This window comes from Nocardioides sp. (assembly GCF_035576065.1).
In the GTDB taxonomy this organism is placed as follows: domain Bacteria; phylum Actinomycetota; class Actinomycetes; order Propionibacteriales; family Nocardioidaceae; genus Nocardioides.
Map to the genome: position 1 here is coordinate 18,516 of NZ_DATLWX010000020.1, position 20,867 is coordinate 39,382.

Sequence of the window (20,867 nt, forward strand, 5' to 3'; positions counted from 1 at the left end):
CAACATTCGGCGAGACATAGTCATAACCGACCATGCGCACCAAGACCTTTGGTGCCCCGTCAGGTCAGATCTCTCGCATCGCCGGGGACGTCGACGGAGTGGGCGCGGAGCGCATCCAGCGGGACGACGTCGAGGGCCCGCTCGGACGTGGCGGCCAGGACGACCGGGCACGCCAGCCCTGCGTCGTACGCCTGCAGCCAGCGGACTGCGACCACGCACCAGCGGTCGCCGGAGACCAGGCCGGGGAAGCCCCATTCGGGCCGGGGAGTGGACAGGTCGTTGCCGACTTCACGCATGTAGGCGAGGAACTCCGCGGTCATGACGGCGCAGACCGCGTGCAGACCCACGTCCTGAGGCCCGACGGTGCACGTTCCGTCGCGGTGGAAGCCGGTGACCGGATCGGTCCCGCAGACCTCCAGCTCACCGCCGAGGACGTTGAGTTCGCTCATGGGCAAAGCATCGCAGGCCAGGCCTCAGGGACTAGCGTGACGGCTGTGCCTGACGACTTCGTGATCGCACACAACCCGGACGGCGACTCCACGCTGCCCTACCTCGTGCGTGTGCCGCTGGGGGAGACCGGAATCGTGCTGAAGAGTCGCGACAAGTGGCCGCGCACCAGCAAGGTCTATTGCCACCGGGTCGACGAGTGGCCCGACGAGCCGGACATCGTCGAACGGGTCGCGACCCGCAGCTGCGTCCGCCGCGGCGCGGCGATCGACCTGGTGCTGGATCGCGGGCGGGAGAATCGCTCACAGTTCGTCATGACGCGGGTCCGGGGCCGCCAGGTCATCTTCTGGCAGAGCTCACGCACGGCCAAGCAGGCACGACCCAACGTCCGCACCCCCACCGCCCGGGCCATGGGGGTGAGGGACCTGGAGATCGTCGTGGACTCCCGCGAGCGCTACGGCTACTCCTTCTCCGATCGGCCCGTCACGACCACGAAGGCCCGACTCGAAGCCGGCGACTACGGACTGGTGCGCCACGGCACGTTGCTTGCCACCGTCGAGCGGAAGAGCCTGGCCGACCTGGTTTCCTCGATGACCACCGGAAAGCTAAAGTTCCAGCTCACCGGCCTGGCGGCCATACCCCGCGCCGCCGTCGTCGTCGAGGACCGCTACTCGGCGGTCTTCAAGCTCGATCGTGTGCGCCCAGCCGTGGTCGCCGACGGCATCGCTGAGTGCCAGGTCGCGTTCCCGACCGTGCCGATCGTCTTCTGCGAGACGCGCAAGCTCGCCCAGGAGTGGACCTACCGGTTCCTCGCCGCAGCGGAGGTTGCCGAGGAGGCGGAGTACGGCGGCGCCAGGCTGGTCGCCGGCCTCGCCCAGGCGCCGCCGCTCGCTCCCGCCCCGCCCACGCCGGCCGAGGTCAGAGCATGGGCGTTGCTCAACGGGCACGCGGTCGCCGAGAAGGGGCGGGTGCCTCTCCGGCTGGTCGAGGCGTTCGAGGAGGCTCGCCGGGGGTGATCAGTCGCGTTCCAACGCGTAGATCTCCTTGATTTCGACGCTCGCCCGGTCGTAGGCGTCGAGAGGTAGATCGAGCACACGGCGGACGCGAAACCTCCCGTGCAGGCAGCCGATGTCCAAGGCATCGAGGTCTTCGGGATCGACGTCACGGAGCGGGATGGTGAACCAGCGCTGGGCGGTGGTCTCGCGTCCATGGATCTCCAGGGATTCGCCGATCGCGTGGTGATCTCCCGCATCGAGCTGACCGGCTCTGCTGAGCGCCAGCAGATCGGCAAGCAGTCGATCGGCGGCTTCGAGCTGCCCCGTCTCGAGGTCGAGGTCGAGCAAGGACGCGAGCGGATGCAGGAAGCTCCGGTGACCGCTCTCCAGCACCTCTTCGAACGCGGATCGAGCCTCGTCGTAACGACCTGTCATCTGGAGGTGGTCGCCCAGGACGGTCAGGTAGCTGCTGCGCGCTTCGCTGCCGACAGGGTGTCGTTGTGCTCTGCTCTGCAGGACAGCGACCTTGTCCTTGGTGCGCCCAAATTCGATGGCCTCGATGTCGTCGAGAATCTCGTCGAGATGGGGTTGGCTCACCAGCACACGCTAGACCGTTGCTCAGCCAGTTCTGGTGACCGCCCGCACGTCGTCCTGCGGGATCGGGCGGATAGCGTCCAGCGTGGCCAGGTGCACGACTTCGCACCCGACATCGGCGAGCCGCGCTGCGGCGTACAAGGTCATCGCCCACAACCGGTCGGTCTCGGTGATCACGTCGAGGCCCGGCCGGGACCGGAGGTCCCAACTACGCCCGGCTGACGCGGGCAGCGGGCTGAGGCTCAGCAGGGGTAGATGTCAACGCCGGGCGGCGCTTCGAGGATGAGCTCGCCGTCGTCGGGATCGAGGTGGTGCGTGCCGGTGTGATCGCGCAGGTAGTAGTGACCGTGCGGCGTGGCCCACAGATATCGTCCCGGTCCGGCCTGGCGGCAGCGGTATCCGCCGAAGGTCTTCCACCGGTGGTGGGTCCGACGGAGGGGGGCTGAGTTGTGGTTGCCGGTCTGTCCCGGTGGCCCGTCCTTGTCGTATGGCGTCGGGTGGTCGTGGTCGACAACGGCACGGTTGGCGGGTGGGGTGTAGGGAAAGGCATCCCCGCCTGAGAGGTGCCAGGCGTGGTCCTTTAGAGCGTCGGGGTGTTCGTACTGGTCGACGCGGATCCGGCCGTTGAGGTCGCGGACCGGCTGAAGGCGGACGTCGGCGTGCCCGAGGAGCTCGGCGAGGCGCTCGACCAGCTGGGGGCCGAGGTCCTCGACTCGGGCGACGCCGCTCCTGGTGCGCAGGGCTTCGTCGGTGAGGTGCACGTGGGCCACGGCCTTGGGACGGAGCGCGGCGAGCTGACGCGGGGTGAGGGCCGCGAGACGAGCCAGGGTGTCCGACGTGTGCGTCGGCTCCCAGACGGGCGCGGTCTCGTCGGCGGACGGCGCGGTGTGGCTGACCAGGAGCTGCAGCAGGTCAGCGGGCCGAACGAGCCAGCCCATGGCCAGGGAGCGAAGCTCGTCACGGTTGTGGTCGCCGCCGGGGGTCAGGGCCAGGATGTCGGCGACTCGGTCGACCATCGCGTCGATCCACACGGCATCGCCATCGGTGACGCGCGCGATGACGTTGCGAAAGCCAGAGGCATCGGAGCGGGAGAGCGCGACGTAGCGACGTCGACGCTCGAAGTCCAGACGGTCCTTCTCGTGCTCGGGATCGGCCTCGATGCTCTTGGCTCGCGTGAGCTCGAGCAAGACGGCGGGGGACTCCCCGGCGATCGCTGGGGCAACGGCTCGATCGACGATGCCGACGCGCTCGCGGTCGAGGTGGCGGGTGATGCTGGCGACCTTGCGGGCGACCCAGGGTTCGCACCGCAGGCCCAGCATGACCTGGAAGGTGAGCGGCAGCCGATGACGAAGATCAAGGATGTCGGCAACTTGGGAGCGCAGGGTCGCGTGGTGGATCTCCTTGGCCCAAGCGAGCTCGGCGAGCGCGAACTCGCGCATGGCGGGAGTGCCGTCTCCTCCCGGCTGGATCATCCGCTCCCGGGCGTGGGCGGGGCGGTCCGGATCCTCGGCCGGCGGATCGGAGTGGAGGTCGGCCCAGTGGGCGACGACCAACAAGTCGTGCACCTCTGCTTCGCGGCGCGCCCGCATCGTCGACTCGGCAACGGCCAAGGTGGCGGCTGCGTCGAGGTCGCCGAAACCGTCAGCGGGGACGAACCCCAGTGGAGGTGCGATGGTGGCGACTGGCATACGTCATTCTATGTCGAACTCACGTTCGAATCAAGGGGAAGTGGGTCGCGGTTTATGAGCGTGTCTCCCACGGATGGGGCAAGTTCATTGCTTCCGCCTCCTTGTAAAGGGACGGGCCCAACAACGCGAGCAGCGGAGACCCTTCTGGGGCAGGGGGCAACATCTCGACGTATCCGACAGCGATGAGGTTCTGGACGACCTCATCGGCTCGGTCGAATCGCCGCTCAAGCCACGTGGACAGCTCTGCCACCCGGCCCGCGTCGTGGCTGACCGCGTCGTGTGCCCAGCGGGCGACCTCTCCCAGGAGGAGATAAGGGAGCAGCTCATCGTGATCGTCAATGTGTTCCGCAAGCACCGGCAGGAACTCGGGAAACTCACGAACCATGTCGTGGATCAGGTCCTCTGATGATGTCATCGGCCCAGCACCTCCTTGAGTTCGTCCAGCAGCGATTGAGCGACCTGTCGATCGGATCGCGAAGCCGCCGGATTCTTGCGAAGCCAGGCCTGCAACCCTCGCATGATCTCGGTCCCCTTCACGAGATGCGCCCTGCCGTGCACGTCCTTGCCAGTCAACAGTTCGTGCCGGATGGCGTCCATCGTCGTGCCGTCCCCCACACGATGGGGGTTGGTCGTCCCCTTGAAGAGATGGTCGATGTAGTTCTTGAGCTTGGTGCTCTCGACCTGCGGAACTGCACGACCGCCGGGGCGAAGTCGTCGATTGCCACCCCCGCCACCCGGCAACCGCACCGACCCTCGCTCGTTGCGGGCGGGCACGCGGGCGAACTTCTCGACCCGGGCCCGAACCGTGGTCAGTCCGTCGCGGACGGTGCGGAGTCGGGTGGCGTTGGCGGCGCCGGCCAGGCGAAGGGTGGTCAGCAGCGCGTGGAAGCGCGGCGCCTGGGCGCTGATCCGGGCGAGCGCAGCCGCGCCGGCGGCTCCGGCGCCGAGTCCGCCGGTGAGGCCTCCGACGATCACGGAGATCGCCGCACCCTCGACGACCATCCGACCGATCTCGGTGAGCAGGGCCCGGGTGCGCTCATGGGCCTCGATGACGGCTTCGGCGTACTGCTCACACGCGGTCCCAAGCGCGGTCAGGGCATCGGCGGTGTCGCCGACGTGTGCGCGGATCTCCGCGAGTGCGTCGAGCGCGAGCGGGATCTCGGGGGAGACCTGGCGCTCGAGGAGACTGACCGCGACCGCGCAGTGCGCGTCGAGGTCAGCGACGGCGCTCGCCGTACGCCGTCAGGTCGCCGCCGCCTCGTGCAGGAGGGCGGCGTCGGCGCCCGGCCACACGAACCCCTCGATGTGGTCGAGGATCCAGGTCTCGACAGCGCCGAGGTGATGAGGGTTCGAGCCGAGGCTCGACGGCGGGGCGGCAGGGGAGACCCGGACGTAGTCGTCCTCGTCGAGCGATCCGCCTGCGTACGCCGAGACTCCAGCCGAGGCTGCCTCGGCGTCGCGATGGTTGGCGCCCGACGCCGAGAGCAGGCGGCCGAGACCGACGAACGCGTGGGTCAGCTCGGCCAGGGTCGCGACCGCTTCGCGTGCTCCTTCGTCGTAGGACGCCGCGAACTCGACGCTGCTGGAGTCGTCGCCGGCCATGCCGACGTAGCCCGCGAGCTTCCCCGCCAGCGACTCGCTCAGCAGGGCGGAGATCTGGTTGGCGGTGCGGCTGGTGTCCGCCGCGGACGCGAAGCCCCCGCAGTCGACGGCAACCCTCATCGCACCTGCTCCCACATGGTGGTGTTGGCGTCGACGGCTGCGGTGTAGTTGGCGCGGGCCGTGTCGCCGAGGGCACGGAGCGCGGCCAGCGCCACGGTCATGTCGGCAAAGGATTCCCGCCATTGGCTGTGCCACCCGCTGTGCGCCGTGCTCGCCTGACCGCCCCACTCCGTGTGGATCGCGCGTTGGGCCGACTCGACCTCCGTCGCGAGATCGACCAGGTCACGCCCGCAGGACGCCATGGACGAGATGACTGCCACCAGCTCGTCGACGTCAACGGCGTATGCAGTCATCCCAGCCGCCGGGACAGCAGATCGTGGGCGTCGGATGACGAGGCGTCGGCCGCGCACAGGTCGTCGCGGGCAGAACGCAGCGCGACGGCACCCGCCGTCAGTCCGGCGATCACGTCGTCGGCGCCCGTGCGCCACTCCTCCCACAGCCGGGCAAAGCGGTCGGCGGCGTCGCCGTGCCAACTCGCGAGGAGCGCGTCGACCGAGGCCTCGATGTGCGTGCGACGAGCGGCCATGTCGGCGGCTCGCGCGTCAACGGCCGCCGCACCGACGGACAAGTGGGCAGGGTCCAGCGTGATGTTCATCGAGTCTCCCGAGGTGTGCCGGCGACGGGCCGGACAAGTACGACGAGACCGACTCTTCCTGTTTCGGGCGCAGCGTGGAACCGGCAGTTCGAGACCTGTGGACAGAAGGCTCGCGGCGCCCGCGGCTACCTGGCCCGAACCTTCTGACGCGCGTCCATCCGCTCGAGGACCCGGAGCAGCACCCTGTCCGCATCGGGCAGCGTCGTCTCCCCGGAGGCCGGAGCGGCAAGCAGCTCGTCGACGTCCTGAGGCGGGGTGGCTCCGGCTGATCGTGCTGCGCCGACGATGACGCGGGCGGCTGCCAGGGCGGCGGATCTGCGCATGGTGATCACTGCTTCGTACGTCGAAGGGCGCCCCTCGGGCGACGGCACCTCCCAGGCCGCCAGCACCGCCGCGAAGGTCTGGCTCAGCACGGCCACGGTCCACTCCCGACGCATCGGAGACCCGTCCGGGAGCTGGCACCGAGCGGGCTTGGCAGCCGGGTCGGCCTCCCGGCCGTCGTCGAAGTCGGCCAGGACGGCCGACCATGTCGCCGTACGCGCAAGCTCGTCCCAGCGGTGACGCGACTGCGCATATTCGTGACCCTCCTGGAAGGTTCCCAGGACCACGGAGCGGTCGGCGCGAGCCAAGCACTCGTCCTCGATGGCGTGGGACGCGGCCAGCAGGACCGACTTGCCGAGTCGTTGTGGTCGGAGGTCCGGGAACTCGCGGACGAGAGTCGCGTGGACGGACTCGCCGCGCTCGTGTCGAGCGCGTTGCAGGACCGCGTCGACGGCGAGGGGGAGCGGCACCCCCCGCTCCCGAGCCGCCAGGACTTCATTGACGAGCAGCACGTCGACCTCGGTGAAGCGGCGGTGACCGGTCGCGGTCCGGCGACCAGTGGGGAAGCCGAAGCGGTTCTCCCAGGTGCGCAGGACGTTGGGGGTGACCCCGGTCCGGTCAGCGAGAGCGCCGATGCTGAAGTCCTGGGTCACGAGGTGAGTCTCCCAAAGTCGGGGGCGGTGGGGGCTATGCAAAAGTTCTACAAACAGTTATACATGTTTGTAGAACTTTTCGCACCTACCGCAGGAGCCCTCATGATCACCATGATTCTCATCAGCTCGGCCGCCATGCTCACCGGCATCGTCGGAAGCTTCGTCATCTGGCGCTTCGACGCCCACCGGGCCGACGAGATCGAGCAGACCGTCGTTCCGATCCGCCCGGCGGCGTCGCCGAAGCCCATCGAGCCCCGACCGGCCGCCTGACTGACGTCAGTCAGGCAGTCGCAACGACCCGGCCTCCCGGGCCGCCCAGTCCTCGAAGGACGTCGCCGGCCGTCCCAGAGCGCGTTGCACGCCGTCGGAGACGTCGGCGTCGTAGCCGTCGCGGATGAGGGTGAACAGCATCCCCAGCATCTCGGCGTAGTCGGCGGGCAGTCCGTTCTGAGCAGCGCCCGCTTTCCAGTCGTCGACCGGGAGATCGACGTGCTTCACCTCGCGCCCTGCGTGCGCCGACAGGATCGCAGCGACCTCGCTGAAGCGGAGGGCCTGCGGTCCGGAGAGGTCGTAGGCCCCCAGCGGCGCCTGCCCGGTGAGCAGCGCGACCGCGACGGCCGCAATGTCCTCGGCGTCGATGAACGCGTGGGCGCCCTCACCGGTCGGCGCGACGATCACGCCGTCGGAGCTGGTGGCGGGAGCGAAGAAGGACTCGGTGAAGTTCTGCGCGAACCACGACGGGCGGACGACGCCGGTGGGCAGCCCGGTCCCGGCCAGCGCCTGCTCCGAGCGGAACGTGGCGTTGTCCGGCGCCTTGTCCACCCCGCGCGCCGAGAGCAGGACCGCCCGGCTGACGCCCAGGTCCAGAGCGAGGGTGCCGAGCGCGGCGATCTGCTCGGCGTGCTCGAGCTGAAGAGCCGGAGGGACGACGTAGACCGCGTCGACGCCTGACAGCGCCGGGGCGTACGTCGATCGGTCGGCCCAGTCGAAGTGGACGGGCTCGACGCCCGGGGACGCCGGGCCGGGGGTGCGCGCCGCTGCGCGCGCAGTGTGGCCGGCGGCGACGAGCTGGGTGAGGACGCGACGGCCGGTCTTGCCGGTGCCGCCGAGGACGAGGTGAGTAGTCATGAGTGGAGTCAACGCGAACTCATGGACGTGCACCATGTCCTGCACGCTCACGCTCTTGCAAGATCGTCTACATTGGGCGACATGGACCCCCTCACCGACATGCTCGCGCGAGCTCGGGCGTCCGGCTCGCTGTTCGCCTCGACCACGCTTCACGGACGAGGCGGCCTGGACATGCAGGGCGACACCTCCCCGCTCGCGCTGCACGTCGTACGCCGAGGCCCGCTGTGGCTGCGGGCAGAGGGCACCACCACCCGGCTGGAGACCGGCGACGTCGTGCTGGTGCGCGGCGGCACCGCACGGAGCTTCAGTGCCGGGCCGGAGGAAGTCCCCGCGCCCCTGTCGGTCCTCCTGGCGGGGCGCACGCCGGAGCCGGGAGTCAACTCGCTCGACGTCCCTGGCCCGGGCCAGGCGAGCGTGCTGCTCTGCGGGGTCTACGCGTTGCACGGATCGGTCTGCGACAGCCTCCTCGAGGTGCTGCCCGGCGTGGCGCTCGTGCCCGCCGGTGACGGTCCGTTGGGGCGGGTCGTGGACGTGCTCTACGACGAGCTCGACGGGGCCGCGCCCGGTCAACAGACCGCTCTGGACAGACTGCTCGACCTGCTGCTCGTCCATGCCCTGCGGGCTCACTTCGCATCCGGAGCCGCGGTCCCTGCGTGGTACGCCGCCCTGGACGACCCCGCCGTCAGCCAGGCGCTGCACGCACTCCACGGCGACCCGACCGCTCGCTGGACCGTCGAGGGGCTGGCCCGGACGGTCGGCCTGTCGCGAGCGGCGCTGGCCCGTCGGTTCACCGCTGCCGTGGGCGAGCCGCCGTTGGCCTACCTCACCGGATGGCGCATCGCCCTGGCCAAGGAGGCGCTGCACCGCGACGGGAGCACGTTGGCGTCGGTGGCGCGCGAGGTCGGGTACGCCAGCGAGTTCGCGCTGTCGGCCGCCTTTCGCCGTACCGTCGGCGAACCCCCGGGACGGTGGCGCGAGCGCACCCGCCCCGCCTGAGAGCGGCTACGCCAAGCGCGCGGCCTTCTTCGCCGCCGCTTCGTCACGCCGCTCGACGAACTTCGAGGCCTCGGAGTCGAGCGCCGAGACAGCAGCCGCGAGCTCGTCGCGGGCCTTCTCGCCGTCCTCGTCGAGCCCCTCGAGCTCCCACACCCCCCACTGGCGGAGGAGGGGAGTGACGATGTCGTCATGGTGGATGCGCAGGTCGTAGATCCCGGCCTTGGCCATCTGGACCGCCTTGCGGGCGAAGCCGGGAATGACGCTGCCCGGCATCTGGAAGTCGACGACCTCCTCGGTGATCGCGCGCATCGTCTGGCTGGGGGTGAGAGCGAGGGCCGCGGTGACGAGGTTGCGGTAGAAGATCATGTGGAGGTTCTCGTCCTTGGCGACCCGGCTCAGCAGCTTCTCGGCGATCGGCTCCTCGGTGAAGCGGCCGGTGTTGCGGTGCGAGACGCGGGTCGCCAGTTCCTGGAACGAGACGTAGGCGCAGACGTTGAGCAGTGACTTGTCGAGCGCCTCGTAGCCCGTCTCCATCGTCTCCATCCGCGCCCGCTCGAGCTCGACGGGATCGACGCCGCGGGTGACGAGGAGGTAGTCGCGGATGCAGAAGGCGTGCCGGCCCTCCTCGGCCGTCCACCGGTTGACCCAGGTGCCCCAGGCGCTGTCCCGGCCGAAGGCGCGGTCGATCTCGCGGTGGTAGCTGGGGAGGTTGTCCTCCGTCAGCAGGTTGACCTCGAGCGCCGTACGCGCGATCGGGGAGAGCTGCGACTGGGCGGCCTCCCACGGGTCGCCGCCGAGGTCGGCGAAGTCCCGGCCCAGGCTCCACGGCACGTATTCGTGCGGCATCCACTCGTCGGCCGTGGCCATGTGCCGGTTGAGGTTCTCCTCGACCACCGGCTCGAGCTCGGCGAGCAGCTGGGCGCTTTCGAGAGGGGCCATGTTCCATGACTACACCTGTCTTGGCCGCGTGCCTAGGGTTTGAGGTATGACGACCCGGTGGCTCTTCGGCGACCAGCTCGGACCGCACTTCGCCGACGACCACAGCGGCCGGCTGCTGATGGTGGAGGCCAGATCGGTCTTCCGGCGCCGGCGCTTCCACCGCGCCAAGGCGCACCTGGTCCTGTCCGCGATGCGCCACCGCGCAGCCGAGCTCGGTGACCGGCTGACCTACGTCCAGGCCGACACCTACACCGAGGTGATCCGGCAGCACGACGACGTCGAGGTCATCCATCCGACGTCGTACGCCGCACTGCGACTCGTCGAGCAGCTGGGGGCGCGCGTCCTGGAGCCGCGCGGGTTCGCCACCGCCAGGGACGACTTCGAGCGGTGGGCAGACGGCCGGGGCGCGAAGCGGCTGCTGATGGAGGACTTCTACCGTCGCGCCCGCCGGGCGCACGGTGTGCTCATGGACGACGGCGAGCCGGCGGGCGGCAGGTGGAACTTCGACCACGACAACCGCCAGCCGCCGCCCAAGGGGGCGACCACCCTCGGGGTGACCGAGCCGTGGTGGCCGACCGAGGACGACATCGACGCCGAGGTGCGCGCCGACCTCGACCGCTGGGAGCGCGACGGTGACGTCACCTTCCTCGGTCGGGACGGGCCGCGACGGTTCGCTGCCACGAGGACCGAGGCGTTGACCGCGCTCGACCACTTCGTCGAGCACCGGTTGCCCGAGTTCGGCGCGCACGAGGACGCGATCCTCGAGGGCGACCCGTGGATGGCCCACAGCCTCGTCAGCGCGCCGATGAACCTCGGACTGCTCGACCCCCTCGAGGTCGTCGAACGTGCCGAGACGGCCTACCGCAGCGAGGCTGCGCCGATCGCCAGTGTGGAGGGGTTCACCCGCCAGGTCATCGGCTGGCGGGACTACGTGTGGCACCTCTACTGGCACCAAGGTGACGACTACCGCCACCAGAACGCGCTGGCGGCGGACAAGGACATCCCCCGGTGGTTCGCCGAGCTCGACCCCGATGCCACCGACGCGAGGTGTCTGTCCCACACGCTGGAGCAGCTGGCGGCGTACGGCTGGACCCACCACATCCCGCGGCTGATGGTGCTCGGTTCCTATGCGCTCCAACGCGGGTGGCAGCCAGCGCAGGTCACTGACTGGTTCCACCGAGCCTTCGTCGACGGCTACGACTGGGTCATGGTGCCCAACGTCGTCGGGATGTCGCAGCACGCCGACGGCGGCGTGATGGCCACGAAGCCCTACACCTCCGGCGGCGCCTACATCAACACGATGAGCGACCACTGCGGCTCGTGCCGCTTCAACCCCAAGGTCCGGGTCGGTGAGGACGCCTGCCCGTTCACGGCCGGCTACTGGTGGTTCCTCGACCGGCACCGCGACGCGTTTGCCGGCAACCACCGGATGTCACGCGCGGTGCAGGGGCTGGATCGGCTCAAGGACCTTGCGGAGCTGATCGAGCAGGAGGATGCACGCGGTTAGACGCCGATCCGGTGCCACGGCCCCCAGATCGCAAACGTCAAACCGCGCGACGCCTGAATGTTGACGAAGAGGGTCTGTCCGTCGGGGCTGAAGGTCGAGCCGGCGAACTCGTCACCGAACCGAGATGCGCCGCTCGGGCTGCGCAGGCGGTTGAGCGCGATGTTCCAGAGCTTGCCGTTCGTCGTGAGCCCACGGACGTAGTTGTCGCCGGAGCCGTCCTCGCACACGACGAGGGTGCCGCGCTTGGACGTGGTGATGTTGTCCGGCAGATCGAGCTCCATCGGCCCGGACGACTGGAAGACGCAGCGCAGCTTGCCCGAGCTGGCGTGGTAGGCCCAGACCTGGCCGGAGCCGCGCCCGAAACCGGCAGGATTCTCCTGGCCGGCCTCCGCGGGGCCCCCGCCCTGGGTGGAGGTGAAGTAGACGACGCCGTGGCGGGCCACCTGACCTTCGAGGCGGGAGAAGTACGCCGCCCCCTGCGCCCAACCCTGCCGGGCGACATACGTGAGCGCCTCGTTGTTGCTCGTGGGAGCGGTCTGGCCGGGCGTGTAGGCAAACTCCGGATCGGGGTCTGCGATCGGCACCCACTCGACGTCGTACGTCGCGTCGGTGCTCTGCGCAGCTTCGAGGTGGGCGTTGTCGAGGCCGACGATCTTGAGCATCTCCAGCGTGCCGCCGTCCTCGAGCCGGCCGACGACACCGGGGTCGCTCGGGGGCTTGTAGCGGTAGAAGCCGGAGGCGAAGGCGAAGTCGTCCTCGGTGAGGTAGAGGTAGCCGCTGTGGGGGTCGTAGGACACGGCCTCGTGCGCAAAGCGGCCGGCCGAGCGGATCGGTGTGCGGGACGACTGCCCCTCGCCCGGGAAGACACTGGCCGGCACCTCGAAGACGTAGCCGTGCGGCTTGGTGAGAGCGACGTTGGACGTGCCGGTGAAGTCGGGACCGACATCTGGTCCGTTGATGGTCTCCTCGCACGTCATCCACGAGCCCCAGGGCATCTCACCGCCCGAGCAGTTCATCATCGTGCCGTTGAGGCTGGTGAACGAGCGGATGACCTCGCCGGTGGTGGTGACCTGGACGGTCGTGGTGCCACCTCCCGCGCGAGAGTCGTAGGGCGTGCCGGGGCCGAAGGCAGCGGCGACCGGGTTGTTGACCTCGTGATTGCGCACGACCACGACCGTGCCGTTCGGGCCGGGGAAGGTGCCCATCCCGTCGTGCCGTCCGGGCAGGCGGGTCCCGTCGGTCAGGGTGACGGGGGACTCGGTGTCGTGGAACGAGCGATAGCGGAAGTCCTGGGGCAGGTGCAGGCGCACGACGCCATCGCGCTCGTCGGGCACAGCCACGAGCGGCATGGACCTGGGGTTGGCGGCTGCGGAAGCGGGCGCGGCCACGAGACCCGCGAAAGGTCCGGCCACCGAGGCGGCAGCGGCGGTCTTGAGAACTGTGCGGCGCTCGACCGATGGGTCTGTGGACATGGTGAAGTCCTCCCGAGATAGAAGTTGATCTCGTGACGATAGGCGGCTCGAACGAGGGTGTAAACGGGCCTGTTGGAGGTCAGAGCCCCACCAGTCGCCGCAGGGCGAGCTGCGCGAGGGGAGAGTAGGGGAGCACGACCAGGGAGGGCGCGTGCACGTCGGCCCAGGCGCTGCAGCCCGACTCCAGGTGGTCGACGCCGTGATCGAGGACGACGGACAGGGGTCCGATCCCGACCCTCCACGTCCAGCGCCGGGCGACATCGTCGATCGCCTCGATGACGAACGGCACCCGCAGCACCAGCAGCCCGTGCACGACTCCGCGAGCCCCCGGGCTGATCGGGTCGGCGACGCCGCGCACGGAGGTGATCTGGGGAGCCCACGTCGGCCAGGTCGACGGGCGCGTGTAGAGACTCCACACCTCGTCGGCGCTCCTCGGTCCGCTGGCCTCGATCCGCATGGCACCTCCTGGCTCGATGGTGCCACGCCGGGCCTGGCTTGCGGTGGCGTGCGATGGTGGAGGTATGACGATCCGCACCGGCACGACCGTGACATGGCAGTGGGGCTCCGGCGAGGCTGAGGGCACCGTCACCCAGGTCCACCACGACAAGGTGACCCGCACGACCAAGGGCCAGCAGGTCACGCGCAACGGCACTCCGGACGACGCTGCCTACGTCATCGAGCAGGAGGACGGCACCATCGTGCTCAAGCTGAACAGCGAGGTCGAACGCGCCTGAGACGCGTGCGAGTCAAGCCCCAACCAGGAGGTCCTGATGCACGACACCCTGTTCCTCGGCCGGATCGAGGTGCGGCCGCCGCTCAACGAGTCCGAACGCGACTACCTGGCCGACCTCGTCCGGTCGACCTCGACGCTGCGGGGCACGCCGACGGGTCGCGGTGACACCAGTGTGCCGTTCGCCCACCTCGCCTGGGAGCCGTGCGAGTCGGGCTGCTGCCTGACGTGGAGCGGCCAGGAGCGGAGCAGCCACATGCAGGTCACGCTCCGCTTCGTCGTCGACCACCTCCTCAGGAGAGGAGCGAAGGCCGGCGGGCACAAGGACTTCGGTGACTTCACCTGCGACCACGTCCTCGACGGGACGGTCATGGGCGCGAGGTACGACGACGAGCAGGTCCACGTCATAGACGTGGTGGGCAACACCGTTGCGGCACGCTCGTTGGACCAGCCCTGCGAAGGGACGGCGCAGTCGCCGCAGGCCAGCATCTGTCCGCAGCCGCTCCCGGACAATGTCTTTGAGCTCCACCCTCGCGAAGCGTGACGCGGAGCGCTCAGTTCCAGATGGGCGTGGCCCACTCCGGGTGGTCGATAAAGGGGTTGCGGTTGCCCTGCCACGTGGAGTGGATGCGGTCGTTGCGGCGCATCTCGAACGCCGAGACCGGGTCCTCGGCGTTCCACGCCAGCAGCACAGACGTCTTGCCGTGCCAGGGCGTCGTGCCGTTGATGGAGTTGTTGAGCTCGAGGTTGACGTAGCCGTCGTCGCCCTCGTAGCGGATCGCCATGTAGAACAGCATCCGCGCCACGTCGCCCTTGACCGCGTCGCGCGGCTCGAAGGAGTCGGAGTCGGTCCAGCAGTCGGAGCACTGGAGGACCGACGACCCACCGAGGTCGAAGTCCTTGTTGCCGCGGGTGGAGTTGACCGTCACGTCCTCGGGGCGCAGGTGGTGGACGTCGGTGCCGGGGCCGGCGGTGGTGCCGAAGCCGCCGTGGCTCTGGGCCCACACGTGCTCGCGGTTCCAGTCGTCGGGGTTGCCGCCGTTGAGGGTCTTGGAGATCGACCGGCCGGAGTAGATCTCGATGACGTTGGCCGTGTTGTTCGGGTCCTGGTCGGTGTCCTTGAGGGCGCTCCACACCTGGTCGTAGGACAGCTTCGTGTGGTTGTCGATGATGTCGTGCAGCGAGGTCCGCAGGGCGGTGCCGGTCTTCCCGATCGCCGGTGCGTAGTAGGTGCTGTCCCACGGGCTCGTCCCGCCGCCCGGGGGAGGGTTGGTGGTCCCGCCGGACAGGGCGAAGGCCGTGGTGCCCGTCATGCCGGGGTGCGAGAAGTACGCCGCCAGCGACCCTGTCACGTCGATCTGCTTGCCCATCAGACCCGGGTTGGTCCTCAACCCCCACTGCGCGCGGAACGCCGTCGGGATCTGGACGTAGAGCATCTGGGTGGTGCTCGACTGGGTCGAGGAGTCCGCGATGGCGAGGGCGTAGTCGTTGGTGAAGCCCGACTTCACCACCGTGTTGGTCGCGGTCGGCTGCCCGACGACGTAGCCCCGGACGGTCTGCGTCGAGCCGTTCTGCTGCCCGATGGCCTGCGAGACCGTGATCGGTGCCGCGGACAGGGCCGGCGGGGCGACAGGTGAAAGGACGACGATGAGGGCGCTGATGAGGGCGAGCGCAAGGGCCCGACCCGTCCCGAGATGACGGTTCATGCTCGGAGCCTGCCGTACTGCAGGCGCTGTGGGAACCCCTACATCTCGGGCTTCAGCACGACCTTGAGGCAGTCGTCGGTCTTCTTCTGGAAGATCTCGTACATCTCGGGTGCCTCGTCGAGCGGCACGCGGTGCGTGGCGAGCGTCTCGAGGCCCAGCACGTCGTCGGACTGCGTGGCGATGTCGAGGAGCTCCTCGGTCCACTGCTTGACGTGGCACTGGCCCATCCGCAGCGTGAGGCCCTTGTCGAACATCGTCATCATCGGCATCGGGTCGGCCATCCCGCCGTACACGCCGCTGATGGAGACCGTGCCGCCGCGACGGACGGCATCGAAGGCTGTGTACAGGGCGTCGAGCCGGTCGATGCCCACCCTCTCGATGGCTGCTCGCGCGATCGGCTTCGGCAGCCGGCTGGCCGCAGAGATCGCCATCTCGGCGATCGGGTTGCCGTGGGCCTCCATGCCGACCGCCTCCAGCACGGAGTCCGGCCCACGCCCGTCGGTCAGGTCGCGCAACGCCCCCGGCACGTCGTCGACCTCGCTCAGGTCGACGGTCTGTGCTCCTGCGGCCCGGGCGGCGGCCAGGCGTTCGGGGACGAGGTCGACGCCGATGACGTCGGTGATGCCGCGATGGCGAGCAGCGCGTACGGCGAGCTGCCCCACCGGCCCCAGCCCCAGCACCGCCAGCGAGCCGCCCTCCGGGACGTCGGCATATTCCAGGCCCTGCCACGCGGTGGGCAGGATGTCGGAGAGGTAGAGGAAGCGTTCGTCGGCCCCGTCGGCGGGCAGCTTCACCGGCCCGAAGTCGGCGTGCGGGACGCGGACGCGCTCGGCCTGTCCGCCCGGCACTGCGCCGTACAGGCTGGTGTATCCGAAGAGGCTGGCGCCCTTGCCCTGGTCACGGTTCTGCGTGGTCTCGCACTGCGCGAACAGGCCACGCTCGCACATCCAGCAGTGACCGCAGGAGATGTTGAACGGCACGACGACACGGTTGCCGACCGCGAGGTTGTCCACGCCTGAGCCGACCTCCTCGACGACGCCCATGAACTCGTGGCCCAGGATGTCTCCGGGCTTGAGGTAGGGCGCCAGCACGCCGTACAGGTGCAGGTCGGAGCCACAGATGGCCGTCGAGGTGACACGGACGACCGCGTCGGTGGGCTGCTCGATGACCGGGTCGGGGACCTCGGTGATCTCGACGCGGTTGAGTCCTTGCCAGGTGAGTGCCTTCATTCCTCGAACGTGTCATCGCGCCCCACGTGCCCGCACCACCCCGAAGTAGAGAGCCGATACGCTGACCCCGATGCCTGACGACTACTGCGACCTGTGTGACCTGCCCCTGTCGACGTGCGTGCACGGGATGCCTGCCGCCCCCACGCCGCCTCCGACGCCGGCGAGAGCAGTGCGGGAGACCACGCGGTCGCCCCGGGCACCGCGATCACCACGAGCGCAGGCCAAGGTCGCGGCCCCAGCTGCCCCGACCCGCCGGGCTCCTCGGCGCTGGACGCGGCCGGAGGACCTGGTGCCCCACATCGTCGCCGTGCTGGAGGAAGCGGGCCGCGAGCTGGACAGCGACGACCTCTTCACCGCGCTCGAGCAACGGCTCGCAGACGAGCTGCTCGAGGGCGACCGGCAGCTGACGCCCGAGGGGGAGCTGCGGTGGCGCTACGCCGCTCGTCGAGCCCGCCAGTCGATGATCAGCGACGGCGTGATGAGCAAGGGCGCGCCCGGGATCTGGTCGCTGCGATAGGGCTCCAGCGAATGTCTGGACCAGAGTTTTTTTCATTCCGCCACGCGGTGCGCTCAGATTCCCTATCTTAGCGATTGCCCGTGAAGGGCAAGTCGCCTCTCCGGGCGGCGCGACGAATGAAAGTCATGGGGTCTCACATGAGCGACCAGAGCCCGTCCATCAAGGGACGCCTCTCCCGCCTCGGCATCGCCGGGTGGCCGCTGCGGCGCAAGGTTGCGCTCGCGCTGGCGGTCCCGCTGCTTCTGGCCGCCGCATTCGGTGGCCTGCGAGTGACCAACGACCTCGAGCAGTCCACCAACGCCTCGGCCAGCGCCGAGCAGGTGACGATCGTCAAGCCGGCCATCGCCTACCTGACCGCTGCCGAGAAGGGCATGGTGGCCGCGCAGTCGACGGTCGGCACCAGCCAGGCCGACCTCGACGATGCACTGGTCGAGCTCAAGGCCGCAGCCAAGGACCTCGAGAAGACCCGTGACGAGTCCAACCTGACCTTCGCGCAGCGCCAGCAGGTCGACGTCATCCTCGACCTCAGCCAGACCTTGCGCGCCGAGGGCAACGACCCGGTCAGCGCCGGCACCTGGATCGCCCAGCTCCGCCAGATGCAGTCCGGTGTCACCAAGCTGATCACCGAGATCATCAACGCGCAGCTCACTCCTGAGCCTCGTCTCGAGCTGCTGTCCCAGGCGCTCGGTGGACGATTCGCCCTCGCGCAGCAGCAGGCCCTGGCCTCCAGGGAAGGCAGCGGCCGCAGCGTCAGCATTGCCCTGTTCGCAGAGTTCGGCGCCGAGCGCGTGGCCCTCGACCGTCTGGCCGGCCAGAACGGTGTGGGTGACTCCTCGATCCAGACCCTGCGTACCAACAACGGTGAGCGTGCGCGGCAGGACAACTCGGGCAATCTCGGCAGCACCGACGCCTACGACGAGTACGACAAGCTGCAGACCTCGCTCCTGGAGGCGGTCGACAAGGACCTCGCCAAGACCGCCGCCGCCGCGCAGAACAGCGCCCTGCTCAACGCGCTCCTGACCCTGGCAGCCCTGGCCGCCGCCATCGGCCTCGCGCTCCTCATCTCCCGCAGCCTCGTCAACCCGATCCGTCGGGTCCGTGAGGGCGCCCTCCAGGTCGCCAACCAGGACCTGCCGGACGCGGTCAACCGGATCCGTGCCGGCGCCGAGCCCGGCCCCATCAGGCGGATCGACGTCACCACGCACGAAGAGGTCGGCCAGCTCGCCCGAGCCGTGGACGACCTTCACCAGCAGGCCGTGACCCTGGCCTCCGGCGAGGCCACCCTGCGTACGCAGGTCGGTGAGATGTTCGTGACGCTCTCGCGCCGCAACACCACGCTGATCAACCAGCAGCTGAACCTCATCGAGGCGCTGGAGAGCGACGAGGAAGACCCGAAGCGGCTCGAGAGCCTCTTCCGCCTCGACCACCTCGCCTCCCGCATGCGCCGTACTGCTGACTCGCTGCTCATCCTCGCCGACGCCCCCACGCGTTCGGCCGGCTGGGAGAGCGTCTCGATCGCGGAGACCCTGCAGGCTGCGACCGCCGGTGTCAGCAACTACCAGCGGGTGCGCGTCGAGTCTGCACTCGCCACGAAGGTCGACGAGTCCGCTGCCGGCGACCTGGTGCACCTCCTCACCGAGCTGGTGGACAACTCGCTGTCCTACTCCTCGCCGAACACGAACGTGACCCTGGCCTCCACGACCGGAGAGAACGGCGTCACGATCACGGTCAGCGACGCCGGGCTCGGCATCCCCCTCGACGAGCTCAAGGTCATCAACGACAACCTGCGTCTCGGCGTCGAGGTCACCCCCGACACCGCCCGTCGCATGGGCCTGTTCGTGGTGAGCCGGCTGGCCAAGCGCCACGGCATCAACGTGTCGCTCAAGACCAACCGAGGCGACGGCATGACCGCCTTCGTCTTCGTGCCCAACGCGATCCTGCCCGAGCGCGCGCACCTCGAGCTGGTGCCCGAGGAGGCCGAGGTCGAAGAGGTCGTCGAGCCCGTCTCGGAGGAGCCGGCCTACGTCGAGCCGATCGTCGAGCCGGAGCCTGTCGCCATCGCCCCGGTCGCCATCGCCCCGCTCACCGTGGTGCCGAACGCGGTCGAGCCGACCGACGACGAGCCCACCGACGGCGAGGACGACGAGACCGACCCGCTCGGCCTGGCCCCGGAGCCGAGCGAGCCCGAGCTGGACACGTCCGACCCGCTGGGGATCGGCGACGCCTACCTGAAGCCGGTGGACCAGGGCCTGCCGACCCGCCAGCGTGGCGCGTCCCTGCCCCACCTCGCCTCCGCCGGCGTCAACATCCCCAAGAAGGACGCCGACGGCAACGACGAGGTCGTGGCGCCCCGCGAGATGAAGCGCGCCACCGGTGCCATGCCGCTCCGGTCCAAGCGAAACCTCGACATCGGAGCGCCTGCCGTCTCCGCCGTCCCGGACCTGCCCTCCGATTCAGAGTCGGCCGAGTCCGAGTCCGCCGAGTCGCCCGAGTCCGACGTCCAGGAAGCCCAAGTCGCGGAAGCGTCCGTGGCCACCGATGTCGACGCACCCGAGGTCTTCGACACCCCCTCAGCCCTGGACGAGCCGGCGGCCTACGTCGTCGACGAGTCCGGTGTCACCGAGTCGGTCGAGACCTACGAGCCGGAGTCGGTCGAGGCCTACGAGCCGGAGTCGGTCGAGACCTACGAGCCGGAGACGTTCGAGTCCGCCGCGCCGGAGCCCATCGAGGCCTACGAGCCCGAGACGTTCGAGCCCGAGACTGTCGAGCCGGCTGCCTATGAGCCCGAGACTGTCGAGCCGGCTGCCTACGAGCCCGAGACTGTCGAGCCCGAGACGTTCGAGCCCGAGACCTTCGAGCCTGAGACGTTCGAGCCTGCTGCCTACGAGCCTGAGACTGTCGAGCCCGACACGTTCGAGCCCGCTGCCTACGAGCCGGCCGAGACCGAGACCCTCCAGCCCGCCATGCTCGGTTCGTTGGACTCGGCGGAAACCGCCGAGACCGTCGAGGTCGAGCTCGCCGAGACCGTCGAGCCTGCCAAGGTCGAGGCGGCCGCTGCGAACATCTCGGCCCTGATGGCCAAGATCCGTCCGCAGCGTGGCCGGTTGCCCATCCCGGACTACGACGATGTCGACCACGCCGAGATCCTGCGCGGAGTGGGCCGGGACCGCAGTGCCCTCAACGGTGCACACGCAGCGCCGGTCGAGACGGCACCGCAGCCCTCCTACACCAGCGAGCCGGCGCCGGCATTCGCCTCCACCGTAGTTGCCGACGCGATCGCGCCGCAGGCCACCGAGGCCAGGCGAGACGAGGAGTCCTCCATCAATGGCGCGACCAAGTCTTCGTGGCTGAGCTCCGACGAACAAGACCACACCTGGACCTCCACTGAGGTGGAGGCCGGATGGCAGCGAGCCGACACGGTCGCTGAGACGCACAGCGAATCGACCAGCGATGCCGGCCTGCCGGTTCGCCAGCCGGGGGCACGCCTCGTGCCAGGAAGTGTTTCAAAGCCCGTGGGGGCAGGTGGCCGCGATCCTGAGGCCATCCGCGCCCGACTCTCCGCACACAAGGCAGGCGTCCGCCGTGGCCGTATCACCCCCGTCTCTGCTGACGACCAGTAAGAAAGAAG

Annotated in this window: 24 protein-coding genes; 8 read left to right on the top strand and 16 right to left on the bottom strand. The window is 69.4% G+C overall.

Annotated features, from left to right (window positions below; all coding sequences use genetic code 11):
• Window positions 1-59: 59 nt before the first annotated feature.
• Complete coding sequence (locus VNJ48_RS10670) at window positions 60-449, bottom strand: DUF2237 domain-containing protein (RefSeq protein ID WP_325601875.1); 390 nt, start codon at window positions 447-449, stop codon at window positions 60-62.
• Between the two features lie 45 nt (window positions 450-494).
• Here VNJ48_RS10670 and VNJ48_RS10675 point away from each other — a divergent pair, with 45 nt between their 5' ends.
• Complete coding sequence (locus VNJ48_RS10675; RefSeq protein ID WP_325601877.1) at window positions 495-1,463, top strand: ERCC4 domain-containing protein; 969 nt, start codon at window positions 495-497, stop codon at window positions 1,461-1,463.
• Here VNJ48_RS10675 and VNJ48_RS10680 read toward each other — a convergent pair whose 3' ends face one another.
• The 9 genes from VNJ48_RS10680 to VNJ48_RS10720 all read right to left on the bottom strand — a co-directional run bounded on the left by VNJ48_RS10680 (window position 1,464) and on the right by VNJ48_RS10720 (window position 7,015).
• Window positions 1,464-2,039 carry a hypothetical protein gene (locus VNJ48_RS10680; protein WP_325601879.1) on the bottom strand — a complete coding sequence of 192 codons (576 nt, stop codon included), beginning with the start codon at window positions 2,037-2,039 and terminating at the stop codon, window positions 1,464-1,466.
• A 21-nt stretch (window positions 2,040-2,060) separates the two neighbouring features.
• Window positions 2,061-2,213, bottom strand: a complete 153-nt coding sequence (locus VNJ48_RS10685) for a hypothetical protein (RefSeq protein WP_325601881.1) — start codon at window positions 2,211-2,213, stop codon at window positions 2,061-2,063.
• 65 nt (window positions 2,214-2,278) lie between these two features.
• Window positions 2,279-3,724 (bottom strand): hypothetical protein, encoded by a 1,446-nt coding sequence (locus tag VNJ48_RS10690; RefSeq protein ID WP_325601883.1) that lies wholly within the window; start codon window positions 3,722-3,724, stop codon window positions 2,279-2,281.
• A 52-nt stretch (window positions 3,725-3,776) separates the two neighbouring features.
• Window positions 3,777-4,139, bottom strand: coding sequence for a DUF7674 family protein (locus VNJ48_RS10695; protein WP_325601885.1), 363 nt, complete (start codon window positions 4,137-4,139; stop codon window positions 3,777-3,779).
• On the bottom strand, window positions 4,136-4,726 hold the full coding sequence (locus tag VNJ48_RS10700; protein ID WP_325601887.1) for a hypothetical protein: 591 nt from the start codon (window positions 4,724-4,726) through the stop codon (window positions 4,136-4,138). Before VNJ48_RS10700 ends, VNJ48_RS10695 begins: the two co-directional genes overlap by 4 nt.
• A gap of 240 nt (window positions 4,727-4,966) precedes the next feature.
• A complete protein-coding gene (locus VNJ48_RS10705) occupies window positions 4,967-5,446 on the bottom strand; it encodes a hypothetical protein (protein ID WP_325601888.1) in 480 nt (159 codons plus the stop codon).
• Window positions 5,443-5,739, bottom strand: coding sequence for a WXG100 family type VII secretion target (locus VNJ48_RS10710; RefSeq protein WP_325601890.1), 297 nt, complete (start codon window positions 5,737-5,739; stop codon window positions 5,443-5,445). Before VNJ48_RS10710 ends, VNJ48_RS10705 begins: the two co-directional genes overlap by 4 nt.
• Window positions 5,736-6,041, bottom strand: a complete 306-nt coding sequence (locus tag VNJ48_RS10715) for a WXG100 family type VII secretion target (RefSeq protein WP_325601892.1) — start codon at window positions 6,039-6,041, stop codon at window positions 5,736-5,738. Before VNJ48_RS10715 ends, VNJ48_RS10710 begins: the two co-directional genes overlap by 4 nt.
• Window positions 6,042-6,166: 125 nt before the next feature.
• The gene (locus VNJ48_RS10720) at window positions 6,167-7,015 is read right to left on the bottom strand and encodes a DICT sensory domain-containing protein (RefSeq protein ID WP_325601894.1); all 849 of its coding nucleotides are present in this window, start codon (window positions 7,013-7,015) and stop codon (window positions 6,167-6,169) included.
• A gap of 102 nt (window positions 7,016-7,117) precedes the next feature.
• On the opposite strand from VNJ48_RS10720, the gene VNJ48_RS10725 reads away from it, so the two are divergent.
• On the top strand, window positions 7,118-7,285 hold the full coding sequence (locus tag VNJ48_RS10725; RefSeq protein ID WP_325601895.1) for a hypothetical protein: 168 nt from the start codon (window positions 7,118-7,120) through the stop codon (window positions 7,283-7,285).
• A gap of 6 nt (window positions 7,286-7,291) precedes the next feature.
• Here VNJ48_RS10725 and VNJ48_RS10730 read toward each other — a convergent pair whose 3' ends face one another.
• Window positions 7,292-8,143 (bottom strand): NAD(P)H-binding protein, encoded by an 852-nt coding sequence (locus tag VNJ48_RS10730; RefSeq protein WP_325601897.1) that lies wholly within the window; start codon window positions 8,141-8,143, stop codon window positions 7,292-7,294.
• Window positions 8,144-8,224: 81 nt separating this feature from the next.
• On the opposite strand from VNJ48_RS10730, the gene VNJ48_RS10735 reads away from it, so the two are divergent.
• Window positions 8,225-9,139, top strand: a complete 915-nt coding sequence (locus VNJ48_RS10735) for an AraC family transcriptional regulator (protein ID WP_325601899.1) — start codon at window positions 8,225-8,227, stop codon at window positions 9,137-9,139.
• 6 nt (window positions 9,140-9,145) lie between these two features.
• Here the strand turns inward: VNJ48_RS10735 and VNJ48_RS10740 are convergent, their stop codons facing one another.
• Window positions 9,146-10,078 (bottom strand): acyl-ACP desaturase, encoded by a 933-nt coding sequence (locus VNJ48_RS10740; RefSeq protein ID WP_325601901.1) that lies wholly within the window; start codon window positions 10,076-10,078, stop codon window positions 9,146-9,148.
• A 46-nt stretch (window positions 10,079-10,124) separates the two neighbouring features.
• On the opposite strand from VNJ48_RS10740, the gene VNJ48_RS10745 reads away from it, so the two are divergent.
• A complete protein-coding gene (locus tag VNJ48_RS10745) occupies window positions 10,125-11,585 on the top strand; it encodes a cryptochrome/photolyase family protein (protein WP_325601903.1) in 1,461 nt (486 codons plus the stop codon).
• Here the strand turns inward: VNJ48_RS10745 and VNJ48_RS10750 are convergent.
• Both VNJ48_RS10750 and VNJ48_RS10755 read right to left on the bottom strand, forming a co-directional pair.
• Window positions 11,582-13,057, bottom strand: coding sequence for a PhoX family protein (locus VNJ48_RS10750; protein ID WP_325601905.1), 1,476 nt, complete (start codon window positions 13,055-13,057; stop codon window positions 11,582-11,584). The two genes, VNJ48_RS10745 and VNJ48_RS10750, sit on opposite strands and share 4 nt — an antisense overlap.
• 79 nt (window positions 13,058-13,136) lie before the next feature.
• Window positions 13,137-13,514 (bottom strand): SRPBCC family protein, encoded by a 378-nt coding sequence (locus tag VNJ48_RS10755; RefSeq protein ID WP_325601907.1) that lies wholly within the window; start codon window positions 13,512-13,514, stop codon window positions 13,137-13,139.
• Window positions 13,515-13,578: 64 nt separating this feature from the next.
• Here VNJ48_RS10755 and VNJ48_RS10760 point away from each other — a divergent pair, with 64 nt between their 5' ends.
• Window positions 13,579-13,791, top strand: coding sequence for a DUF2945 domain-containing protein (locus tag VNJ48_RS10760; protein ID WP_325601909.1), 213 nt, complete (start codon window positions 13,579-13,581; stop codon window positions 13,789-13,791).
• 36 nt (window positions 13,792-13,827) lie between these two features.
• Entirely contained in the window at window positions 13,828-14,331 is a 504-nt protein-coding gene (locus tag VNJ48_RS10765) for a hypothetical protein (RefSeq protein WP_325601911.1), read from the top strand.
• Window positions 14,332-14,341: 10 nt separating this feature from the next.
• Here VNJ48_RS10765 and VNJ48_RS10770 read toward each other — a convergent pair whose 3' ends face one another.
• Both VNJ48_RS10770 and VNJ48_RS10775 read right to left on the bottom strand, forming a co-directional pair.
• Entirely contained in the window at window positions 14,342-15,493 is a 1,152-nt protein-coding gene (locus tag VNJ48_RS10770; protein ID WP_325601913.1) for an endonuclease, read from the bottom strand.
• 38 nt (window positions 15,494-15,531) lie between these two features.
• Entirely contained in the window at window positions 15,532-16,722 is a 1,191-nt protein-coding gene (locus tag VNJ48_RS10775; protein ID WP_325601915.1) for a zinc-dependent alcohol dehydrogenase, read from the bottom strand.
• Window positions 16,723-16,792: 70 nt separating this feature from the next.
• On the opposite strand from VNJ48_RS10775, the gene VNJ48_RS10780 reads away from it, so the two are divergent.
• Together VNJ48_RS10780 and VNJ48_RS10785 are read left to right on the top strand one after the other, a co-directional pair.
• The gene (locus VNJ48_RS10780; RefSeq protein WP_325601916.1) at window positions 16,793-17,239 is read left to right on the top strand and encodes a hypothetical protein; all 447 of its coding nucleotides are present in this window, start codon (window positions 16,793-16,795) and stop codon (window positions 17,237-17,239) included.
• 137 nt (window positions 17,240-17,376) lie between these two features.
• Window positions 17,377-20,859, top strand: a complete 3,483-nt coding sequence (locus VNJ48_RS10785; RefSeq protein ID WP_325601918.1) for a sensor histidine kinase — start codon at window positions 17,377-17,379, stop codon at window positions 20,857-20,859.
• Window positions 20,860-20,867: the final 8 nt, after the last annotated feature.